The sequence below is a fragment of the Terrisporobacter sp. genome, from assembly GCF_017888745.1.
In the GTDB taxonomy this organism is placed as follows: domain Bacteria; phylum Bacillota; class Clostridia; order Peptostreptococcales; family Peptostreptococcaceae; genus Terrisporobacter.
Window position 1 is genome coordinate 1 of sequence record NZ_JAGHFM010000180.1, and the last position, 16,350, is coordinate 16,350.

Consider the following 16,350-nt stretch of genomic DNA (forward strand, 5'->3'; position numbering starts at 1 on the left):
AATGCGATGACTATGAGTATACCACCTCAAACAAGTGCTTATATTATAGAAGTAAGATAGATGAAATTAGGCAATAATAGGAATTAAATGATATAATAAATGTTATAGATTAATTGTATTAACTCAAAAGGGAGGGGTAGCGGTGGCTAAAAAACAACCAAAGACAAATGCCATGAGAATATTAGATTCTAAGAAAATAGAGTATAACATGTACACTTATGAAGTTGATGATAATCATATAGATGGTATAAGTGTTGCTCATAAATTAAATCAAGATGAAAACATGGTATTTAAAACTTTAGTAGCTCAAGGGGCAAGTAAAAACTTCTACGTATTTGTAATACCTGTGGCTGAAAGTTTAGACATGAAAAAAGCAGCTAAGTCAGCAGGAGAAAAAAACATTGAAATGATTCATGTTAAGGATATAAATAAAGTGACAGGTTATATAAGAGGAGGATGTTCTCCAGTAGGAATGAAAAAACTATATCCAACTTTTGTACATGAAAGTGGAAAGAATTTGGAAAAGATAATTGTAAGTGGTGGTAAGATAGGTTTTCAAATAGAGTTATCACCATCGAATCTACAAGATGTTGTTAAATTTCAGTATGCAGATATAATAAAATAATAGATATAAAATGGATTGTCTCACTAAAGATTAGTGTGACAATCCATTTTTAAAATCTTTTAGTTCTATAAAATCTATAAAGAAAATCTTTTTCTAAAGATTTACTAAGTGTAGCTGTTTCATTAAAATTAATAAATCTTATTTCTAGAGAAGACTTATTAATAGGTATAACTTTATGAATTAATTTTAAATTAACAATATATTGTTTATGTGTAATAAAAAAGTTTGGTGGCAATCTTTTAGATAAATCATCAAAGTTTTCATAAAATTTTATTACATCATGATCTTTAGTATATAAATTTATAGCTCTAGAATTTTTTTCAAACATAACAATATCATCAAAATTAATCATATGAATTTGTTTTCTTACTTTATATGGGAATAAAGTATCTTCTATAAAATTACCTTTAGCCAACTTATGAGAGTTTATATGGTCTATTGCTATATTAATAGAATCTAAAATTTTCTCCTTAGTAAAAGGCTTAACTATAAAATCTACAGGATGAACTTTAAAACTTTCTAAACTATAATCTGCAAATCCAGTAACAAAGATTATATGTACATCAGAATCAATTTTGCTAATTTCCTTTGCACATTCGATACCATTTTTATAAGGCATATCAATATCTATTATAAGCAAATCTATTTTCTCATTTTTTATAAAGTCAATGGCTTCTAAACCATCTTTTACTTTTTTTACATAGTCTACATAGCCAGAATTTTTTATAGTAATTTCTATATCATCTCTTACAGCTTTATCATCATCACATATTAAAACTTTTATCATCAGAACTGTTTCTCCTTATCAATATTTCGGTATTAAAATTGTAAACTCAGTTAAGAATTCATCACTACTTGCAAAGATATGGTAACCGTACTTATCTAAAATATTTTTTACTAAGTAAAGTCCATATCCTCTGTTATCACCATCTTTAGTAGAGAATCCTTCTTCAAATATACTTTCTGTATTATAAATAATAGGTCCGTTGTTTTTTATAGATATAACATATTGGAACTCATCTTCATAGACAAATAGTTTTATATATTTATTATCTTTGTTAATCGTAGATAAAGAATCTATAGCATTATCTATTATATTCAAAAGCACAGAGCTCATTTCACTTGGCTCTATGACTAAATTATCTATAAAATCTTGAATGTAAACATCGAAAGAGATGTTTTTTACAAGACATTCTTCATATTTTAAAGAAGCTATTGCATCTAAATAAGAAACCTTACCATACCTAGAAGTTTTTGATCTAAAACTATTAGATATATTTGTTATATAGTCTTTAGCATCTTCATTAAGATTATTATTAAGAAGTGAATATACTACTTGTAAATGTTTTAAATAATCATGTTTTTGACTTCTAAGCTTGGCTATAATATTATCCTTATGTTCAATTTTATTATTTAATTTATTTAACTCAGACTTGTATTTACAATTAAGATTCATCATTTTTGAAAACTCATAGCCAATATATAAACATAGAATCATTACTATAAATGCTAATACTGATATAAAAATACCTTTTATCAATAGATCATCATTTAATCTATATAATATAAAAATAAATATTTTATAGAATAGTAAAAAACATATTGAAGATATAATTAAGCTAAAAAAGTTTCTTTTTCCTAGGCTCATCTTATTATAAAATTCATATCTATATAAAATCAAATTGAGTCCTACAAAAAATATTAAAATAATCATTGTAAATATAAAAATATTATACATATTTAACTCCTTAGTTTTCCATTTATAATAGAAGTATATCACTTATGAAAAAATATGTAAAAAGTTGAAATTTACATAAATAAAATTAAAACTTGTATATAGACCTAAATAAATATGCAAAAAACTATAATAAATTTGAAAAAACGTAATTTGATAGAATTATTTTTCATGTATATAATGAACTTATTCAAAGGAGAAGTATTTATTTAGAGGGAGGAAGGTCAAATAAATGAAAGAAGATTTAAGTATAGTAATCAAATATATAAAAAGCTTCAAATCTAGATCAATAGCAATAATGCTTAGTATAATACTAGGAACAGCACTTATAGTAGGCGTGGGGACTTTATCTAAAAGTGCACAACAAGCTGATTTAGAAAGGGTAAAAAGGGAAACAGGAACTTATCATGTAGCTTTCAAAGATATAGACAAGAATCAACTAGAGGTTGTTAGGAAAGGTAAGGATATAAAAAATATAGGCATAACTTCTTACTATGCTTCTACAGATACTGGTGAAAAGTTACCCATTAACATACTTTATGCCGATAATAATTTTCTAAATGATGAATCAGAAATTGTAAAAGGTAGATTGCCAGAAGCAAAAAATGAGGTTGTATTAGAGAGTTGGATATTAAACAGTATGGGATTAGAGACAACTGTGGGACAAGAATTAACTTTTAAACTTTATAATAAAGATAAGCCAGAAACGTTTAAAGTTGTAGGGATACTTAAGGATAGATATAAAGATAAGAGCGTTGGAAGATGTGAGATGTTTTTACATCTTGATGATAATAAAATTAATAATTTTGTAGCAAATGTGGAGTTTAATGAAGGTAGTCCAATTAGTAATAATATAGAAGTTATAGCTAAAAAAGCAAATCTTAATTTAGAAAATCAAGTAGGTATAAACTCTACATTAGTTGAATCTGTAGAAGAGAACGGTGGTATAGATACTGAAAGTAGAAATACAGCTATAGCTATGAGTGCATTTGCAGGACTTGTAATTTATAGTATTTATTCAATATCTGTATACCAAAGAATTAGAGATTATGGAATGTTAAGGGCATTAGGAGCTACTAATTTTAGAATATTTAAGCTTATGATATATGAGTTATTAATAATATCTTTAGTATCTATGCCTATTGGAATATTACTTGGCATGGGTGGAGCGCAAATATTTAATAAATTAGGTGGAAATATTGCTAATATTGCTCTTGGAGGAAAATTAGAATCAACATCTTTTGTTATACCAACAGAAGTGATTTTATTATCTATAGCATGTACTTTAGTTGTGATATTGATTATTAGTATATTTACTTATTTAAAAATAAGAAATATATCTCCAATTGAAGCTATAAAAAGAAATTTTGGCTCTGGAAGTAAGGTAAAGAAAAGTAACCTTATCATAGCTAAAATAAGTAAGAATATTTCAGCAACAAAAGCAGTTTCAATGAAGAATATATTTAGAAATAAGAAAGCATTTATTTTAATAATGTTATCTATGAGTATAGGAGGAGTATTAGTAATTAAAAATAGCTATTCTTATACAATATCTGATGCTATGTATGCTCAAGTAACTAAGGCAATGTATTTAAATGGAGATTTTATAATGCAAGTAAATGCATCCAATGGTGAAAATGCTGGTTTAAGTAATAAAGATATTGAAAAAATTAGAAAAATAGATGGAATTAAAGAAGTAAAAGCAGCTAGAGTAATTCATAGTAGGCTAGTTTTGCCTAAAAAAGACTTGCTAGATATGGAATTTATAAAACAAAATGATGAAGAACCATATTTTAAGAAGGTTCTGAATGGAACTATAATGAAAGATAAAGATATTAATAATTATTTAGTAAAACAAAAACTAAAAGGTTTTAATGATGAGATGTTAAAATCTTTAAATGAGTATTTAGTAAGTGGAAAAATTGATATAGAAAAAATGAAAAAAGAAAATTTAGCAGTAGTATATATGCCATATATTTACGAAAATCATGGTGACAGAGATATAGTTTTAGGAGGAAATACTGGAGATCCGCTTGCTAATATTAAAGTTGGGGATACTGTAACAGTTAAATATCCTAAAGGAAAAATAGAAGATATACAGAAGTATTGGCAAGGAAAAGATAATTATGAGTATGAAGAGTATACTTTTAAAGTAGGAGCTATAGTAAATTATCCTTATGCAGATGATGGATTGTATACTGGGGGTAATGGAATAGATGTCATAGCCAGTGATATATATTTAGATAAATTATTTGGTAATAGCAACTATGATGTAGTGTATGCAAATATGAAAGAAAATGCAAATCACAGTGAGATAAATGAAAAACTGGGGCAAATTGGGGGTAAGGTACCAGGAACTGTAACTACAGATATGACTGAAGATAAAAAAATGAACGAACAGGAACTTAAGCAGAAAAAACTTTTAGATTTTGGTATAGTAGCAGTTATGTTTGCTATAAGTGTATTTAATATAATTAACAATGTAAGCTATAACTTAACTTCAAGAACTAGTGAATTTGGAATGCTTAGAGCGATAGGAATAAGTGATAAAGATTTTAAGAAAATGATAACTTATGAAGGATTATTCTATGGAATTATTTCAAGTGTAATAGTTGTAGTAGGTGGAATACTTTTACAAATTAGAATGTATAAAACCTATGGATTTGAAAAGTATGGAATGGAGTTTGCTATAAATTATAAGTTGTATATTCTAGTAATATTAGCAAATATTATAGTTGGCTTATTAGCAACTTACTTACCAGCTAGAAAAATAAAAGAAAGTAGTATAGTAGAAGCTATAAATATTATAGAGTAGAGGGGTTATTATGTTGATATTAGAGACTATTAATTTAGGTAAAATATATGGAAAAAAACAAACAAAAGTAGATGCTTTACAAGATGTTAATTTAAAAATAAGTAAAGGTGAATTTGTAGCAATAGTAGGACCTAGTGGAAGTGGAAAAAGTACTTTTCTTCACTTAGTAGGAGGATTAGAGCGACCAAGTAGTGGGACTATAAAAATAGATGGAAAAGATATTTGTTGTTTATCTGATAAAGAGTTAGCTAAATATAGAAGACAAAAAGTAGGTTTTGTATTTCAACAATACAATCTAATACCAGTTCTTAGTGTAAAAGAGAATATAGAACTACCTCTAAAATTAGATAATCAAAAAATAGATGAAAATTATATAAATGACTTGATGAAATTACTTGGAATAGATGATAGAAAAGATCATCTTCCAAATCAATTATCAGGTGGTCAACAGCAACGTGTTGCCATAGCTCGTGCTTTAGCTGCAAAGCCGAGTATTATTTTAGCTGATGAGCCTACTGGAAATTTAGATAGCAAAACTACAGAAGAAGTCATGGATTTACTTAAGACTTCTATAAAGAAATACAACCAAACTTTAATAATGATAACTCATAATAATGAAATTGCTAAAAAAGCAGATAGAGTTATATCTATAGTAGATGGTAAATTAAATTTATTATAGAACGTAAGAATTTATTTATTAGTATTTAATTCATGAGTTTAGTAAAAGCTATGAAATTTAGAATTAATATTCTATATTCATAGCTTTTATAGTTAGAAATGATAGTTGAAATACAATAAAGAATAATTTGAAATTTTATAAGTAGTCATTTAGAGTCCTATGTTATCCAATAAAGTATAGAAAATTGAAAAATTAATTATATTTATTACAACTTTATAACGAAAATAATTGTTTACTAAGATTTTATAACAAATAGAGAACGATAATTCTAAATATGAATTTTTAGTTAAATTTTAGTGTATATTTGATGGTGAAATCATTAACATAAGTGGAGGGAGGAAAATCAATTTAAAATTGATTAATTTATATGGTTTTTAGTAGTTTAGTATTTATATTTTTATTTTTACCAGTAGTACTTATATTTTATTACTTATTAAGTGATAGACTAAAAAATTTAGTGTTGTTACTTTCAAGTTTGTTTTTTTATGCATGGGGAGAGCCTAAATACGTATTTTTGATGATTGTTTCTATAATTTTAAACTATATTTTTGGATTGAAGGTAGCATCAAATAATAGAAGAAAGAAGTTTTGGCTTATTTCATCAGTCGTTTTTAATATTTTATTATTAATAGTTTTTAAATATAGTAATTTCTTTGTGGATAGTATGAATAGTTTACTTGATACAAATTTAAATATACCTGAAATAGCCCTACCTCTTGGAATATCATTTTTCACATTCCAAACTATGAGTTATGTAATTGATGTATATAGAAATGAGGCAAGAGTTCAAGAAAATGTTTTTGATTTAGCTCTTTATGTAAGTTTATTCCCACAACTTGTAGCCGGACCTATTGTAAGGTACCAAACAGTTGATGATCAGATAAATAATAGAAATCATACTATAAATAAATTTGCAGATGGTGTAGAAAGATTTATAGTTGGTCTTGGTAAAAAAGTTATCTTTTCAAATCAATTAGGTATGATAGCAGACAATATATTTGCAGCTCAAATAGCAGAATTATCTACATTAGAAGCATGGTTAGGAATTATATGTTATACACTTCAGATATATTTTGATTTTAGTGGATATAGCGATATGGCTATAGGTCTTGGAAAAATGTTTGGATTTGATTTCCTTGAAAATTTCAATTATCCATATATATCACAAAGTGTATCTGAGTTTTGGAGAAGGTGGCATATATCCCTTGGAAGTTGGTTTAGAGATTATGTATATATTCCTTTAGGAGGTAATAGAGTATCTCCTGTTAAGCAGTATAGAAATTTATTTGTAGTTTGGTCTTTAACAGGAATATGGCATGGAGCAAATTGGACTTTTATGGCATGGGGATTATATTATGGAATTTTAATTGCTTTTGAAAAAGCATTTTTAGATAAATTATTAAAGAAATTACCCAAGATATTTAGACATATATATTTAATATTATTAGTAATGATTGGTTGGGTATTTTTCAGAGCTGAGAGTATAGGACAAGCTTTTGAATTTATAAAAGTCTTAAGTGGATTAAGCTCAAATCCAACATGTAATATTTTATTTATTAATTATATAAACGAATCTGGGTATATTGTGATTTTAGCTATCATTTTTGCAACACCAATATTACCTAGGATTAAATCTTTAATAAAATTAAAAAATAAACCATTAGTTGAAAGTAATTTTTCATATATTTTTAAATCAATATCATTAATGTCATTAATGTTTATAATAGTAGTGATATTAATAAATTCCACATACAATCCATTTTTATATTTTAGATTTTAAGGGAGATTTTAAACATGAATAGGAAAAAAGCAAAATATATAATAATTCCTTTTTTATTAATTATAATGGGAACATTATTCATTCATATAATTAGTAAAGATAAAGAATCCAGTATATCAGAAAATCGAGCTTTAGCTCAATTGCCAACTGTAAAAGATATAAAATTAGGAAATTATACAAGTAAGTTCGAAAGTTATTTTTCTGATCAATTTCCTTTTAGAGAAGAGCTATCAGAATTATATTCTAAGATACAGTTAGCCTTTGGAAAGAATAAAGTAAAAAATTATTATGTATTAGAAAATAACTGGATTATGCCAACACCAATTAAATCAATCTCAGATGAGGAATTAAAAGATACAGCAAAAGAAATTAATGAATTATCAGAAGTAGCTGTAAAATCAAATAAGAAAGTATATTATGCCTCTACACCTCATAAAGAGAGCATGCTTGCACACTTATATCCAAAATATACAGGTGGACTTGAAAATGCGACCGATAATAAAAATAAATTTAAAAATTATTTAGACTTAGATAATATTAATTTTATAGATATAGATGAAGATTTTCTAAATAAATTTAATGAATCAGAAAGAGAAAAATTATATTTTAAAACAGACCATCATTGGAATGGAATAGGAGCTTATGAAGGATTTAAATCTATTATTGAAAATATGGATGAAATAAATAATGTTTCTTGGGACAGATATACAAAGACAAATTTTGATAAGGGATATTTCTTAGGTAGCTACAATATGAACTTGAACAATTTAGTAAAAGAAGATGAAAGTATACCATATGTTCATTTAAAAGATAAGCCTGATTATGAGTATTATAAATATGATGGTAAAAAAGAAACTAAAATCAAAGAAGATGATGTTGTAGCTACACGTAAAAATGAAAAAGAAATTTTATATGGGGGAGCATATATGTTTGGAAATGCTTGTAATATTTTAAAAATAAGAAATGAAGATGCTTTATCAGATAAGAAAATACTTATTCTGAGAGACTCTTATCAAGCACCTACATCTTGGTTATTTGCAGATATTTTCTCTGAAGTTCAATTAGTTGATCCAAGATATACTAAAGAACTTAATTTATCTATGGATGAGATAATAAGAAATAGTGATGCAGATATAGTCATGTTTATGTATAATTCAACAGACTTTAAATCTATGATAGATGTAATAAAAGAACAAAGAGATAAATAGTGATCAATAAAATATATATAAGAGGATAGATGCAACATATTCTCTTTTATATATTTATATATTTAATAAAAATCTATACATTTTTTCGCATATACGTTCATATCCCATGTCATTTGGATGAAGTATGTCTTTAGTAAAAGTATCCATGATTTCTTTTGTTATACCACTTTTAGGATATAGATCAAGTACATGTAGTGAATACATTTTACATAAATCTTTTATTGTAGATACATAGTCTTCGAGTTTACTTTGATATTTGTTAGGTATAGTTATACTATCACCTAAGGTTATCCATGAATTTCTTTGATATTCATTAAAATATATTCCTGATAAGCTTATATTATAATTAAATACAGGAGATATATTATTAAATGATAAAAAATTATAAAATATCATAGAAAATATTATTGTTAAAACTAAAAAGACGATCTTATTCTTCATGACTGTTCATCCTATATTTTATTATATAGAAGTAAGTAGAAATTATTACTTATAAAAATAATATTGGTATTTAAAATATACATATGGTAAAATCAACAAATATATATAATGTCATAATATAAACTTAATTGCTTAAAATATTAAACATAATTATAATAAAGTGATAGTAAAAGTATTTTACATTCAACTTATAAGGGGTAATAAGGGGGAAATTTAAAGATGTATTTAATTTTAGTGGCAGGATTATCCGCCACATGTAAAACTACTTTTTCAAAATATTTAAGTGAAAAATTGGATATATATTTTTATATAAAAAGGTTCTATTGGTGTTTTGAGCTTCCAATAGAACCTTTTGTTAATTTTTATCTCTGTTTAAAATTTGAATTAAGAAACATAACTCATCATCTGGGATTTTTACTAAGAATTCATCTTCAATAATTTTAATACTATTTTTTATGATATAGAATTGGTTATGGTAAGAACATATAAAGTTATCTTTATTTTCAAAAATAGCATTATACCCCTTTATACATCTATCAAGCATACATCCTAAGTGTAGAGCTAAATCAAATAATTCATCTTCTTCCGAATTAGAATATCCTATATCATTTATAAATTTTTTTATGCAGTTTACAGCGATTATAGGATTTACAAATTTGACATACTTAGATAAAGTATTATTTATTCTGGTATAAACGTCTTCTATATCAGAACTACTTTCTTTAGATAAGATAGGATTAATCATATCTAATAAAAAATTTTTAAACTGAACATCAAATCCTTTAACAAATAATTGGTTAATAGGAAAATAGTTTAAATGAACTTTAGGTCTCATATTACCAATACAAGCTAAAATATTGTATTCTTCTTCTAATTTTTCTATATAGGATTCATGATTTTCATACTGAACACTAATAACATTTATTGAGCTTAATGATTGTTCGCTTGATAATACTTCAATTACTATATTTTTAGCAATTACACTTGAGCCTTTACCAGTAGCGCATAGTGTAATTATAGCATTAGGTTTTACATTATTTACAGTTGTTTTATTAAACGTATTTAAAAGATTATTATGTATTTCATCAATAGAGTAATTTTTAAATAACACTTGCCTCAAAGCCTCAAGAACTGTAAGAGTAGATACATTAGAAATAGTTTTTATATTAATATTAGTATTTTTAGCAATTTCATTACCAATAGAAACAAGAGACCCCATATCTACAAGTAAAAGTACGCCTTTTTTAGCTCCCATACTTTTTATTTTTTTTAGAGTTATATTATAAATATCCTTAACTGTTGCAGATAAAGGCATATTAATAGCTTTTACAATATTAGAGTCTAGTATTGTATTAGCAACTTCACACATACTGCTTGCAGTGGTATTACCATGACACATTACAAGTATACCTATATCACTGGTATTATAGCTTTCTTGATTATTAGCTAAGAGTATAGTTAAGAAGCCTTTTTCATATTCAGGTATAACTAAATTAAATTTTTCACTAATTTTAATTAAGAAGTATGAAGCTACTTCATACTCTTTTGGATGTTTTTTCTTTATTTTATTTAGATTAAGTCTTTTTACTCCTTCTCCATTAAGAAGTCTGTTGACTAGTGATTGGATGTGCATAGCTAATAGCAAAGCAAATTTATCACTAAAAACTACTTGAAGTTCAACAGATGCATAATTTAGTAAAGAAGTTGAAAATATAACAATGTCATGATTAATAACTTTATCTAAATACTCAAAGTTTAGATTATTAGTATTAAAATTATTTGATACAGATTTGTAATGCTTATAAATCATATCAGATATTCTTTCATCAATATCATTGTCACTAAGTCCTAATTCTTTTAGATTAGTAAGTTCAGAAGATATTCTATTATATATATTATTATCTAAAGAATTTGATATTTTAAGTGAACTAGTGTAATCGTTTTTTCTACTATCAAATTCTATATATTCAACACTTAAGTTATAAAAATCTTTACTGATATTATCCATATTTTCATAGTGTGAAGAGATTTCTCTATTTAGCATATTAAAAGAAATATGTATAGAAGAGCTATTTTCTTTAATAGAGTCTAAAAAACCTTTTGCACATAAAAGCTTAACTTCTGAATATAGTTGACCTAAGTTTCCTTTTGGATAATCATATAGCCATAATGCTTTTAAAACTATACTATCTATTTTTATAGTAGAACTTAAATTACTAGATTCTTGTATAAATAGATTTTTAATTAGTTCTATTCTTTCTTCTATACTTCTTTCACTAAAAGAAGGTAGTTTCAATGTCACAGGTATCCTTCTTAAAAAAGTAGTAAGTAAAACATCATCTGGATTTTCTGTTGTAGCTGCGATTATAAGAACATTGCTTGTTCTATTTTTTGAGGTTTCACCTAATCTATTAAATTTACCATTGTCCATCAAATAAAATAGCATTTCCTGACCATCTGCAGGTAGTCTATGTATTTCATCTAAAAATAATATACCATTATCTGCTTTTTCAACTAAACCTTCTTTATCTGAAGAAGCACCAGTAAAAGCTCCTTTAACATGACCGAATAATTGTGATAATAATAGTTGAGGATTATTATAGTAGTCAGCACAGTTAAAGGATATAAAAGGAATATTTTTGTTAGTTTTTTTTTGTGATTTTGAAAATTGATACATAGCATTTGCAAATGTAGTTTTACCAACACCGCTTTCACCTAATATTAAGGTATTAAGTCCTTTAGGTGGATATAAAATAGCAGCTTTAGCTTTAGTTATTTGACTTAATAAAGATGAAGAATGACCCACTAATTTTTTAAATGGATCATTATCATTAATGTGAGAATTATTATTAATATTAATATTCTTAATAAATAATTCATCTGTTTTCTTATTATCATTAACAGGAATATTATCTAAACTTTTACTCGCTATAAAGGAATGTTGATAAGTCATATTTAAAATAATATGTTTAATTTCTTCTAATTTATAACTATCTTTGCATATTACTTCTTTATTTAAATTATTTTTAAAAATAAATGTTACGGGCCTACTGATTATTTTGATAAGTAATCCTTCTTTATGAAGTTTGTTTAATATAGTAGAACTATTATTTCTTACAATATTAAATTCATCTTCTATATTGTAAGCGCTTACCCCGATATTAATACTATCTTTTATATTATTTAAAAGTATATCTAAGGTAGTGTTATTTTTTATATACTCAAGGATATTATTTTTTTGAGACATAGGTTCTCCCCCTTAATACTTTGAAGAATTATTTTGATCTTTCAGTGTCTATATCTAAGTTGTTTTCCTTATAAAAGATGGTATGTCCAAATATCTTTAATTCTGGAAAATTGACTTTAGAAGATAAGTTTTTAAGATATAGAGCTAGTAAAAGACTTATAGCACTTATTATTGTACTCCTTGTAAAAAATGCAGTAAATAATCCTAAAATATTAATACCTACTAATGTAAACCATAATTTGTAATGCATAAAATGCCCCCCTTATATTTAAGTATGATAGTTTTAGAACAAATTTAGAATCTTATTACAAGATTTATGTAAATTTTACCATAATAATATAAAAATATCATACTAAAAATACACAAGCAATAAAATAGTTATACTTTAATGCACTAATGTTATTTTATATATGCACTAATATATATTGATAATTATGCATTAATATAAGTTTGTTATATTGCATTTATTTCTTTAAACAGATAAAAATTAAAATAAATTATTATAAAAAATAAAAGAAAAATAATGGTATAAATATTGAGATATAAACATCCTATAAAAAATAATTTATAAAAATTTTATTGAGAAAACGTTATGCACTAAATTTGGCACGTTAGTTGCTTTATAGAAAATATAAGAAATTAAATATTAGATGGAGGTGATAGATATGGGAGTTAATAATAGTGAACTTATAAGAGAAGAGTTAATATTTTTAGATTATGAAGCAAGTGATAAAAAAGATTTAATAACTAAAATGGGTACATATGCTCAGTTAAAAGGATATGTTAAGGAATCTTTTTTAGAAGCTATATTAAAAAGAGAAGAAGTGTACCCAACAGGCCTAAGAGGTGAAAACTTAGCAATAGCTATACCTCATACTGATGCAATTCATATAAATGAACCTGCAGTATTTTTCAGTAGATTAAAGAATACAGTGAAATTTAAGGAGATGGGGATAGGAGTAGACGATATAGATGTACAGTTAGTATTTATGCTATTAATAAAAACACCTGAAGATCAAGTCGATATGCTAAGCAATTTAATGGGATTATTTGTAAAACATGATATGGCAGAGATACTAAAAAATAGTACAGACAAAGAGGAAATTTATAATACCTTAGTAAGTATAGTAAGTAATAATTAATAATTAAAATAAATTTAAAATTTGGGAGGAAATTGAAATGAAAAGAATATATGTAGCTTGTGGATCTGGAGTTGCAACATCTCAAACTGTTGCATCAAAAATAGGAAGTATGATAGAAGAAGATGGATTAGATGCAACTGTAGAAGCAGTTGATATAAAATCTTTAGAAAGCATTATAGATCAATGTGATATATATGTATCTATAGTAGGAGCGCTAGATATAAATAAACCAACTATAAATGGTTTAGCATTTTTAACAGGAATGGGAATGGAAGATGAGTACGAAAAGTTAAAAGAATATATAAAAGCTTAGTTTATTAGGCTTATCACTTATAGAGTGATATTTAAGTTTTTTATTTAAATATCATTCTATAAGTCAAATATTAGTTTTTAATTGGTTAATTGTAGAAAAAGAAAATAAAGATTTTTATCGGTTATTTATTGGAGATTAAAACTATATAAGGAGGAAATAAGATGAAGGCAGTATTAGATTATATACTTGATATGGGAGCAGGGGTATTCCTACCTATAATAATGATACTTTTAGGTTTATGCATGAAAATGAAGCCTAAAAAGGCAATAATAGCAGGTTTAACACTTGGGGTTGCATTTACAGGTATGAGTATAGTATTAGACTTTATGTTTGGTGCAATAAGCCCAGCTGCAAGTGCATTTGTAGAAAATACAGGAATTCAACTAAATGCAATAGATGTAGGCTGGTCACCAATGTCAACAATAGCATGGGCTTGGCCATATGCTTTAGCTATGTTCCCAATACAAATAGGAATAAATATAGTAATGTTAATGTTTAAATGGACTGATACTCTAAATGTAGATTTATGGAATGTATGGGGTAAAATTTTGACAGCTACAATAGTTACAGCTGTTTGTGGAAATATTGCAATTGGTCTATTAGCAGCTTCTTTACAAGTTGTATTAGAGTTAAAAAATGCTGACTTAATAGCTAAACCAATAAATAAAATGACTCATATACCAGGGGTTACTTGTACACATATGATGAACTTACAATGTGTAATTATGGCTCCTATGAATAGAATATTAGATTTTATACCAGGTATTAATAAAATAAATTTAGATGCTAAAGCACTTAAAGAAAAAATAGGTGTATTTAGTGAAAATAGTGTAATGGGATTCATAGTAGGTGCTTTAATAGCAGCATTTGGTGGATATGGATTTAAAGAAATATTAAATACAGCTGTTCAAGTTGCGACTGCTTTAGTTTTATTCCCAATGGTTGCTAAATTATTCATGCAAGCTTTAGCTCCTATAGCTGATGCAATAGGTGACTTCATGAAGAAAAAATTCAAAGATAGAGAATTACATATCGGACTTGATTGGCCATTCATGGCAGGGTTGTCTGAAGTTTGGGTTGCAGCTATAATCTTAGTTCCAATTGAATTACTATTATCAGTTGTATTATCTAAAATGGGAGTTAATAATGTTTTACCTTTAGGTGCAATAGTTAATATAGGTATGATAGTGCCAGCGCTAATAGTTACTGGTGGTAACTTAGCTAGAATGATAATATTAGCAACTGCTGTTACTCCAATATACTTACTAGTAGCTACTAAATTTGCTCCATTATTCACGGAGTTAGCTATAAGTACGAAAGCGATATCAGAAGTAAGTTTACAAGGTGGACAAATGTTAAGTTGGTTTGGTATAGAAGCACCAACTTTTAGATATAGTATAGCCCAAGCTTCGGCTGCTTTAAATGGGGACTTAATGGGATTATTGTTATTCGGTGCTTGGATTGTATGCTTCTTCTATTATGTAAACTACATGAAAAAGAAAAATGGAAAAGTGGTAGAAGAAAACAAAGGTTTAAAAGAAGCTAAATAGTAATTAATAAAATTAACAAAAAATTTAATCGGGAGATAAATATATAAAAGTTTATCTCCTGAATATAAATAATAAGTCTAATTAAAATTTAAATAATGGATAATAAATTGGGGGGTACAAAATGTTAGAAAATTTAAAAGAAATAGTAGTAGAAGTTGCTAAGAAAGCTCAAAATATAGGATTATGTAAACATAAAGCTGGAAACTTCAGCATAAGAGATAAAGAAACTGGATATATAGTTATAACTCCATCGGCAGTAGATAGAGAAAAATTAACAGTAGATGATGTATGCGTAGTTGATATAGATGCTAATTTAATAGAAGTTAAGACTGATGTTAGACCTACAAGTGAAATATTAATGCATTTACAAGCATATAAATCTAGACCAGACTTACATGCTGTAGCTCATACTCATTCTAAATATGCTACAATGTTTGCTGTTTTAGAGAAAGAAATAAAACCAGTTATATATGAAGTGGCTAGTTATGGTGGAAAAGTTCCTGTAGCTCCATATGGAAGACCAGGTACTCCAGCTTTAGCTGAAAGTATAATAGAACCTTTAAAAATAGCAGATGTTTGCTTAATGGCTAAACATGGTGTATTCTGTGCTGATAAAGACTGTTTACATGAAGCTTTATTAAAAGCTATATACATAGAGGAAGTTGCTGAAATATACTATGGAACAATAATGTTAAATGGTGGAAAAGAACCAGATTATATATCTCAAGAAGAATTAGATGCATGGATGTATCCAGGCGAAGTAAAAATGTAAAATATATTATAAATTAAATGTCTAGTAGAGAATATATAGTAAT

The 16,350-nt window shown here is 26.1% G+C and carries 14 protein-coding genes; 9 read left to right on the forward strand and 5 right to left on the reverse strand.

Annotation, left to right across the window (positions count from 1 at the left end):
• Positions 1 to 142: 142 nt before the first annotated feature.
• On the forward strand, positions 143 to 625 hold the full coding sequence (gene ybaK, locus J7G74_RS08825; RefSeq protein ID WP_330616484.1) for a Cys-tRNA(Pro) deacylase: 483 nt from the start codon (positions 143 to 145) through the stop codon (positions 623 to 625).
• 49 nt (positions 626 to 674) lie between these two features.
• Here the strand turns inward: ybaK and J7G74_RS08830 are convergent, their stop codons facing one another.
• Both J7G74_RS08830 and J7G74_RS08835 read right to left on the reverse strand, forming a co-directional pair.
• Entirely contained in the window at positions 675 to 1,412 is a 738-nt protein-coding gene (locus J7G74_RS08830; RefSeq protein ID WP_297134261.1) for a LytR/AlgR family response regulator transcription factor, read from the reverse strand.
• A gap of 18 nt (positions 1,413 to 1,430) precedes the next feature.
• Positions 1,431 to 2,165 (reverse strand): sensor histidine kinase, encoded by a 735-nt coding sequence (locus tag J7G74_RS08835; protein ID WP_297134263.1) that lies wholly within the window; start codon positions 2,163 to 2,165, stop codon positions 1,431 to 1,433.
• Positions 2,166 to 2,592: 427 nt separating this feature from the next.
• Between J7G74_RS08835 and J7G74_RS08840 the strand changes: the two genes are divergently transcribed.
• From J7G74_RS08840 to J7G74_RS08855, 4 genes are all read left to right on the forward strand, one after another.
• Entirely contained in the window at positions 2,593 to 5,175 is a 2,583-nt protein-coding gene (locus tag J7G74_RS08840) for an ABC transporter permease (RefSeq protein ID WP_297134264.1), read from the forward strand.
• Between the two features lie 10 nt (positions 5,176 to 5,185).
• Positions 5,186 to 5,854 carry an ABC transporter ATP-binding protein gene (locus tag J7G74_RS08845; RefSeq protein WP_297134266.1) on the forward strand — a complete coding sequence of 223 codons (669 nt, stop codon included), beginning with the start codon at positions 5,186 to 5,188 and terminating at the stop codon, positions 5,852 to 5,854.
• 367 nt (positions 5,855 to 6,221) lie between these two features.
• On the forward strand, positions 6,222 to 7,634 hold the full coding sequence (locus tag J7G74_RS08850; protein ID WP_297134267.1) for an MBOAT family O-acyltransferase: 1,413 nt from the start codon (positions 6,222 to 6,224) through the stop codon (positions 7,632 to 7,634).
• Positions 7,635 to 7,648: 14 nt separating this feature from the next.
• Positions 7,649 to 8,842, forward strand: coding sequence for a DHHW family protein (locus J7G74_RS08855; protein ID WP_297134269.1), 1,194 nt, complete (start codon positions 7,649 to 7,651; stop codon positions 8,840 to 8,842).
• A gap of 54 nt (positions 8,843 to 8,896) precedes the next feature.
• On the opposite strand, the gene J7G74_RS08860 is transcribed toward J7G74_RS08855, so the two are convergent.
• From J7G74_RS08860 to J7G74_RS08870, 3 genes are all read right to left on the reverse strand, one after another.
• A complete protein-coding gene (locus J7G74_RS08860; protein WP_297134271.1) occupies positions 8,897 to 9,283 on the reverse strand; it encodes an SGNH/GDSL hydrolase family protein in 387 nt (128 codons plus the stop codon).
• Positions 9,284 to 9,638: 355 nt separating this feature from the next.
• Positions 9,639 to 12,530: a sigma 54-interacting transcriptional regulator gene (locus J7G74_RS08865; RefSeq protein ID WP_297134274.1), complete on the reverse strand. Its 2,892-nt coding sequence runs from the start codon at positions 12,528 to 12,530 to the stop codon at positions 9,639 to 9,641.
• Positions 12,531 to 12,558: 28 nt separating this feature from the next.
• Positions 12,559 to 12,780 carry a hypothetical protein gene (locus J7G74_RS08870; RefSeq protein ID WP_297134276.1) on the reverse strand — a complete coding sequence of 74 codons (222 nt, stop codon included), beginning with the start codon at positions 12,778 to 12,780 and terminating at the stop codon, positions 12,559 to 12,561.
• A 415-nt stretch (positions 12,781 to 13,195) separates the two neighbouring features.
• Between J7G74_RS08870 and J7G74_RS08875 the strand changes: the two genes are divergently transcribed.
• The 4 genes from J7G74_RS08875 to J7G74_RS08890 all read left to right on the forward strand — a co-directional run bounded on the left by J7G74_RS08875 (position 13,196) and on the right by J7G74_RS08890 (position 16,307).
• On the forward strand, positions 13,196 to 13,672 hold the full coding sequence (locus tag J7G74_RS08875; RefSeq protein ID WP_297134278.1) for a PTS sugar transporter subunit IIA: 477 nt from the start codon (positions 13,196 to 13,198) through the stop codon (positions 13,670 to 13,672).
• Between the two features lie 37 nt (positions 13,673 to 13,709).
• Entirely contained in the window at positions 13,710 to 13,985 is a 276-nt protein-coding gene (locus J7G74_RS08880) for a PTS sugar transporter subunit IIB (protein ID WP_297134281.1), read from the forward strand.
• Positions 13,986 to 14,146: 161 nt separating this feature from the next.
• Entirely contained in the window at positions 14,147 to 15,535 is a 1,389-nt protein-coding gene (locus J7G74_RS08885) for a PTS galactitol transporter subunit IIC (RefSeq protein ID WP_297134285.1), read from the forward strand.
• 121 nt (positions 15,536 to 15,656) lie between these two features.
• Positions 15,657 to 16,307: a class II aldolase/adducin family protein gene (locus J7G74_RS08890; protein ID WP_297134287.1), complete on the forward strand. Its 651-nt coding sequence runs from the start codon at positions 15,657 to 15,659 to the stop codon at positions 16,305 to 16,307.
• The last annotated feature ends 43 nt before the right edge of the window (positions 16,308 to 16,350 follow it).

What these genes read in the sequence shown, in the direction of transcription:
- J7G74_RS08830 (WP_297134261.1), bottom strand. Translation starts at nt 1,412, where the DNA reads ATGATAAAAGTTTTAATATGTGATGATGATAAAGCTGTAAGAGATGAT.
- J7G74_RS08840 (WP_297134264.1), top strand. Translation starts at nt 2,593, where the DNA reads ATGAAAGAAGATTTAAGTATAGTAATCAAATATATAAAAAGCTTCAAA.
- J7G74_RS08845 (WP_297134266.1), top strand. Translation starts at nt 5,186, where the DNA reads ATGTTGATATTAGAGACTATTAATTTAGGTAAAATATATGGAAAAAAA.
- J7G74_RS08850 (WP_297134267.1), top strand. Translation starts at nt 6,222, where the DNA reads ATGGTTTTTAGTAGTTTAGTATTTATATTTTTATTTTTACCAGTAGTA.
- J7G74_RS08855 (WP_297134269.1), top strand. Translation starts at nt 7,649, where the DNA reads ATGAATAGGAAAAAAGCAAAATATATAATAATTCCTTTTTTATTAATT.
- J7G74_RS08860 (WP_297134271.1), bottom strand. Translation starts at nt 9,283, where the DNA reads ATGAAGAATAAGATCGTCTTTTTAGTTTTAACAATAATATTTTCTATG.
- J7G74_RS08865 (WP_297134274.1), bottom strand. Translation starts at nt 12,530, where the DNA reads ATGTCTCAAAAAAATAATATCCTTGAGTATATAAAAAATAACACTACC.
- J7G74_RS08870 (WP_297134276.1), bottom strand. Translation starts at nt 12,780, where the DNA reads ATGCATTACAAATTATGGTTTACATTAGTAGGTATTAATATTTTAGGA.
- J7G74_RS08875 (WP_297134278.1), top strand. Translation starts at nt 13,196, where the DNA reads ATGGGAGTTAATAATAGTGAACTTATAAGAGAAGAGTTAATATTTTTA.
- J7G74_RS08880 (WP_297134281.1), top strand. Translation starts at nt 13,710, where the DNA reads ATGAAAAGAATATATGTAGCTTGTGGATCTGGAGTTGCAACATCTCAA.
- J7G74_RS08885 (WP_297134285.1), top strand. Translation starts at nt 14,147, where the DNA reads ATGAAGGCAGTATTAGATTATATACTTGATATGGGAGCAGGGGTATTC.
- J7G74_RS08890 (WP_297134287.1), top strand. Translation starts at nt 15,657, where the DNA reads ATGTTAGAAAATTTAAAAGAAATAGTAGTAGAAGTTGCTAAGAAAGCT.